Below are 5,391 nucleotides of genomic sequence, written 5' to 3' on the forward strand. Positions count from 1 at the left end.
GGGTGGCGGTGACCGCGCCGGCCGGGCTGACGATTCGGTTGCGGTGGTCGGTGTCGGTCTGCCAGGGGTGTCCGGGCAGGCGTGCGTCGTCCGGGTGCCAGCCGTAGGAGCGGACGGTGCCGGTCCGGTCGGTGATCCGGTCGAGGATCGTGCCGGTCGCCTGTGTGCCGTCGGGTAGGTGTACCGCGACCCGGGTCCCCGCCCCGTACGGGCCGGGAATGTCGACGGTGAGGCTGCGTAGCTCGTCGGTGTGCCGGGTGAGGAACGCCTGCTGGTGGGGGGTGAGCGGCGGGTCCGGCTGCGGGTCGAGGAGTATCCCGAGCAGGCGGCGCAGCGTGTCGTCGCCGCGGACGTCGAGGCCGGCGGGGGCCTCGATGTCATCCCCGGCGAAGATCACCTGATGGTTGTGGCGCAGCCGGTAGAGCAGCATCCGCCGGCCCGGGAGGAGCTCTCTGGTGTCGGAGGCGGCGGACCGTAGGGCGACGATGTCGACGTGGAAGCGGTCGGCGGGATTGTCCCGACCGTCCAGCGTCCAGGCGTGTGCCACCCGGGAGGCGGCCAGGGCGCGTCGGTAGGTCGTGGCGCGCTGGCCTGGTACGTGCATCAGGCCGGACGGGGCCGGCATCCGCTTGCCCACCGGACCCAGATCCGAATCCGCTGTCGCGCCGTGGGCCGGCTCGCTGCCGGGGGCCGGCGCGGCGAGAACGGCGCGACCGGCCCGGACCGCGCCATGCACCGCGTCCGGCAGGACCCAGCCGAGCCGGGACTCCAGATCCCAACTGGACGCGGCGATGACGGCTACCCCGTCCGGGGCGTCGAACAGGGCGTCCGTGGCGACCGGCCCGGGCGTGTGGATCGCCACGCACATCCCGGTGCGCGGGTCGGCGCCGACCCGCCAGGCACCGGCGACGGTGCCGAGAAGCACCGGCCCGCCGTACGGACGCGCGGGCGTCCACCTGCCCGTGTCGACGGGCGGTGCCGCCCAGGGATCCGCTGGCTGAGCTGCGGCGATGACCGGTGCGATGTCCGGGTCGATGACCGCCGAGATGCCATCCAGACTGGGCGTCCCAGGCGTCCCAGGCGTCCCAGGCGTCCCAGGCGTCCCAGGCGTCCCAGGCGTCCCAGGCGTCCCAGGCGTCCCAGGCGTCCCAGGCGTCCCAGGCGTCCCAGGCGTCCCAGGCGTCGCCGCGGAGCCGTCCGCCGAGCCGTGCCGACCGGGAGCGGGCCGGCTCATGACTGGCCCCGCCGGAGCCGTCCGGCCGCCCGGGCCAGCGTGCGCCACGGCCGCGTCCGTCCCAAGGAGCGCGGGTGGGTGGCGTGCGTGGGTTCGCCGGTGGCGAGGGCGCGCAGCTGTGGGTCGCGGAACCAGTAGCGGCCGTGCAGGTGCGTGGGTGGCAGGGTGTGGTGGATGAGCAGGGCCTGGCCGGGGGCGACCTGGCGCAGTAGCGCGGCGGGCAGGAGTTCCAGCCGGGTCGGCGCGGCGGAGATCCCGCGGCGGGCGGCCCCGACCGGCGCGAGGTCGGCGGAGATGGAGCGGGCCGGGATGTGTTCGCTGCCGAGCAGGCTGGCGGCGTAGTCGAGGCTGGCGGTGTCCGACAGCCCGGAGAAGAAGATTTTGGTGACGGCGTTGGACAGGACGATGTCGGCGCGGGTGTCGTAGGCGGCGTCGATCTGGGCCTTGCTCTGGTAGACGAGCAACAGTTGGATGCCCATGCCGGCGCAGGTGGAGATCCGTCCGGGCAGGTTGCGCATCGGCCAGTTCCCGGCCTCGTCGATGACGACGAGCAGCGGCGGGTCCAGGGGTTGTCCGGTGCGGGCGACCTGGGCGTAGACGTCGCGGATCAGGTCGTCGACGAGGCCGCCGAGGACGGGGGCGAGCCGGTCGGCCTCGTCCAGGTCCGCGCACAGGAACAGGCTGTTGGCGCCGCCGGTGGTCTGGCCGTCTTCGTGGGGCTGCCCGCCGCCGAGGAGCCAGGGCAGGTCGATGGCCGGGTGGGCGGCGGAGCGGGCCACCGCCGGTTCCTGCCAGGGGCGGATCATCTGCCGGGCCACCAGATACACCGAGGAGATCTGCCGCTGATCGGTTTTCCACACCGCGGTGAACCCGTCCAGCATCTGTTGGCCCTCGGCGGCGATGTCCGGGTCGGTGTGGCCGGCGAACGCCGAGAGAAAGCGCAGGACGGTGTCCTTGTCCATGCCCTGGATCCAGCCGACGACGCTGTCCATGCCCAGGCCGGTGTGGGCGGCGGTCCAGAACAGCACGGTGAGGAGATCCTCGGCCGCGGCGACCCAGAAGCTCATGTCCCCGGACGCGCCGGTGTTCCAGTCGGTGCTGTTCGCGATCGACCGGGCGGCCTGCCGGGCCCCGGCGAGACGGCGCGCGTCACGCAGCGGCGACCAGGCCGACGAGTTCTCCCCGGTGATCCCGGTGGGGTCGAACACCCGCACCTCGCCGAGGCGGCGGCGCCGGTCCAGGGTGGCGCCCATCAGGTCGGCCTTCACCGACAGGGCGATCAGCGGCCCGGCCCATTCCAGGATCGCGGGGATCGCGCACGCCGACGTCTTCCCGCACTGGGACGGGCCGACCACGACCACCGCGCCCCGGCCGCCGCGGCGACGTTCCACCCGCCGGCGCAGCAGCCGGGGCACCGAGCGGTCCGGCGGCCGGGCCGGGTTTTCCGTGGCCAGCAGCCGGTGGACGCCTCCGGTCCGCACCATCCCGAGGATCATCCGGCCGGGGGTGGGAGCGGACACCCACAGCGGCATCAGCTCCCAGACGCGGGCGAACCGGGCGTCGGGGTTCAGGCCCATCCGCCGCCGGCGGGCCACCCCGGCCCCACCCCACCCGGCCGCCGTCACCACGACGGCGGCGGTGAGGAGCACGACGGCCAGTGGGAGGAGGGTGGCCGTCCAGTAGCCGGCCGGGCCGGGCAGGCCGGCGGCGACCGGGTCCGGCCAGGCCTGCCGGGGATCGGCCGGATGGATGACCAGGCCGGGCAGGGCCGCGAGCGTGTCCCGCAGCCCCGCCGGCACGGGCCGGTGGCCGCCGAAGAACACCGCGGCCAGCTGCGCGCCACCCCACACCGCCATGACCGTCCCGGCCAGGCCCAGGACGGCGGCGAGCAGCACGATGTCCGCGCCGGCCAGCAGCAGGCCACCCCCACCGCCGGTCATGACCGGCCCCCGGCCCGGTCGGCGGCCACCACGGCGGCGAGCGCGCGGACCGCCCGGTCCCGGCGGGCCCGCACCCCCCGGACAGTGATCCCCGCCCGTGCGGCGATCTCCGTCTGGGAGAAACCAGCCGCGATCTCCGCGACGGTACGCAGGGCCGGGCCGGGAACCCCGTGCGCCAGCCCGTCGGTGACGACATCAAACAGGTCGGCGAGGGGATCGGTGGTGTCGGCGGGCCGGCCGTCGAGCCGGGCGGGGCGTTCCACCGGCTGCGGGCAGGTGACCGTCAGCCGGTCGAGAACCGGCACATAGCCGTGTATCTGATAGACGGTGTCGCGGACCACGTTCGCCGCGATTTTCACCGGACGCCGGTCCACCGGATAGGTCGCGATGACCAGCCAGGCGCTGGCCACCAGCTCGGTGAGCGCAGCCGAGAACGGCATCGGCGACCGGGCGGCCCAGCGGGCCGCCTGGACGGTCAACGCGGGCATCACCCGCTCCAGCACCACCCGCCCGGCGGCCGGGTCACCGTCGCACGCATGGCTGATCAGCCTGTGCAGGCGGGTGTCCGCGGTCGCGGTGGGCACCTGCCGGTCCCGGCCGCAGGCCGCCAGCAACGAGGCAATCGAACCGGTGTGCGGGGCAAGAAGCGGGTCAGCCGCCCAGCGGTGCAGAGCGTCGCGGGCCTGCGCGCCGTGCTGCCAGCGGTCCCAGTCGGCCTGCCAGGCTCGCAGCACCGCCGTCCGCGGGACGAATCCCGCCGGCTCGGCGGTCGAGGTGTCGGTGTACGTCATGACAGGCAACGGTCCGCACCGGTATCATCACCAGAGCCATCACAACGCGCACCGCCACGCGCATCGCGGCAAATCCGCGCATCGCGCGAATCCCCCGCACCGTCATCGCTATGGCGGCGGCGTGGAAAGGCCCGGCTCGCCACACGGCCGGGGCCCCATCACGTTACGGTTACTGTGGGTTCGGACGTACCTTCCTCTGCTGTCTGTTGCTCGGTGATCAGCAGCGTTTCCACAGGTAGCGACCTGGATCGGGGTTCAAATTCCATCCCCTTAGCTCCAGATCCCTCGACGACACGAGGGTTCGGGGCAGCGCCAGATCCGCTTGCGCCACCGCGCCCGCACCGGCGTGCCGAAGCACGGAGCGTCGTGCAGGACCTGGACGTGCCGGCCGTGGCCGACCGCGACCACCCCGCAGTCCGGACAGCCGGTCAGATCGGCGTCGGACTCGACGTCCAGCACCACCAGACCCTGTTCACCGCCGACGTCGGGATCGCGGGTGACGTCGAGGAGGTGCATGTCCTCCACGCCGAACACCTCATCGGTCCGAGCACACCACGACGCGCCAGGACCACACGTACGGTGACGCACGCGAGGCCTTCTCCTGATTCAGGTGTTTGGTCGCTGCTGATCGTGGAAGACCTCGTTCCGTCGCGCCCTCGCGCCACGCCGTGGAGCCGGACAGCACGAGACGGCTTATCCAGGTTCATCTACGGGAGCCGAAAAATTCGGACGGCGATGTCGAGAACCCGTGACTGGCTCCGTCCCCGCGGTGAACGTGACCACCATGGGTCGCACCAGCACCGAGGAGAAACACGATGGCCAAGTACTTGCTGCTCAAGCACTACCGCGGCGCTCCGGCTTCGGTCAACGACGTGCCGATGGACCGGTGGACGCCGGAGGAGATCGCGGCGCACATGCGGTACATGCACGACTTCGCGGCCCGGCTTGAGGGGACCGGCGAGTTCGTCGACAGTCAGGCACTCGCCCCCGAGGGGACGTTCGTCCGGTACGACGGTGAGGGGCGCCCGCCGGTCACCGACGGCCCGTTCGCCGAGACCAAGGACCTCATCGCTGGCTGGATGGTGATCGACGTCGACAGCTACGAGCGCGCCATCGCGCTGGCCGGGGACCTGTCGGCCGCCCCTGGGGCGGGCGGGGAACCGATCCACGAGTGGCTCGAGGTGCGCCCGTTCCTGACCGCGCCGCCCACCATCACGGAGTGACCTCTGAAGATGGACACCGTCACGGAGTGACCTCTCGGGTGAACGAGGCCTTGCTCCGGAGCCTCACGCCGGGCGTGCTCGGGATCCTCGTCCGTCGCGGGGCCGACTTCGCGGCGGCCGAGGACGCCGTGCAGGACGCGCTGGTCGAGGCGGTCCGCGTCTGGCCGGCCGACCCGCCGCGGGACCCGAAGGGCTGGCTGGTC

Annotated in this window: 6 protein-coding genes; 2 read left to right on the forward strand and 4 right to left on the reverse strand. The window is 73.1% G+C overall.

Annotation, left to right across the window (positions count from 1 at the left end):
* From DD1DGNOD_RS05415 to DD1DGNOD_RS05430, 4 genes are all read right to left on the reverse strand, one after another.
* Nucleotides 1–925: hypothetical protein (locus DD1DGNOD_RS05415; protein ID WP_131769586.1), on the reverse strand; the 925-nt coding region annotated here is incomplete at its 3' end.
* A gap of 305 nt (nucleotides 926–1,230) precedes the next feature.
* Nucleotides 1,231–3,174: a type IV secretory system conjugative DNA transfer family protein gene (locus tag DD1DGNOD_RS05420; RefSeq protein ID WP_131769587.1), complete on the reverse strand. Its 1,944-nt coding sequence runs from the start codon at nucleotides 3,172–3,174 to the stop codon at nucleotides 1,231–1,233.
* Nucleotides 3,171–3,965 carry a hypothetical protein gene (locus DD1DGNOD_RS05425; RefSeq protein ID WP_131766595.1) on the reverse strand — a complete coding sequence of 265 codons (795 nt, stop codon included), beginning with the start codon at nucleotides 3,963–3,965 and terminating at the stop codon, nucleotides 3,171–3,173. The genes DD1DGNOD_RS05420 and DD1DGNOD_RS05425 overlap by 4 nt, the downstream gene beginning before the upstream one ends.
* A 270-nt stretch (nucleotides 3,966–4,235) precedes the next feature.
* Complete coding sequence (locus tag DD1DGNOD_RS05430) at nucleotides 4,236–4,481, reverse strand: transposase family protein (protein ID WP_241251460.1); 246 nt, start codon at nucleotides 4,479–4,481, stop codon at nucleotides 4,236–4,238.
* Between the two features lie 299 nt (nucleotides 4,482–4,780).
* Here DD1DGNOD_RS05430 and DD1DGNOD_RS05435 point away from each other — a divergent pair, with 299 nt between their 5' ends.
* Nucleotides 4,781–5,188: a YciI family protein gene (locus DD1DGNOD_RS05435; protein ID WP_131766597.1), complete on the forward strand. Its 408-nt coding sequence runs from the start codon at nucleotides 4,781–4,783 to the stop codon at nucleotides 5,186–5,188.
* A gap of 26 nt (nucleotides 5,189–5,214) precedes the next feature.
* Nucleotides 5,215–5,391: sigma factor (locus tag DD1DGNOD_RS05440; RefSeq protein WP_283234658.1), on the forward strand; the 177-nt coding region annotated here is incomplete at its 3' end.

This window comes from Candidatus Protofrankia californiensis, assembly GCF_900634765.1.
Classification (GTDB): domain Bacteria; phylum Actinomycetota; class Actinomycetes; order Frankiales; family Frankiaceae; genus Protofrankia; species Protofrankia californiensis.

Coding starts and splice junctions, on each gene's coding strand:
- DD1DGNOD_RS05420 (WP_131769587.1), bottom strand. CDS start 3,174: ATGACCGGCGGTGGGGGTGGCCTGCTGCTGGCCGGCGCGGACATCGTG.
- DD1DGNOD_RS05425 (WP_131766595.1), bottom strand. CDS start 3,965: ATGACGTACACCGACACCTCGACCGCCGAGCCGGCGGGATTCGTCCCG.
- DD1DGNOD_RS05430 (WP_241251460.1), bottom strand. CDS start 4,481: ATGCACCTCCTCGACGTCACCCGCGATCCCGACGTCGGCGGTGAACAG.
- DD1DGNOD_RS05435 (WP_131766597.1), top strand. CDS start 4,781: ATGGCCAAGTACTTGCTGCTCAAGCACTACCGCGGCGCTCCGGCTTCG.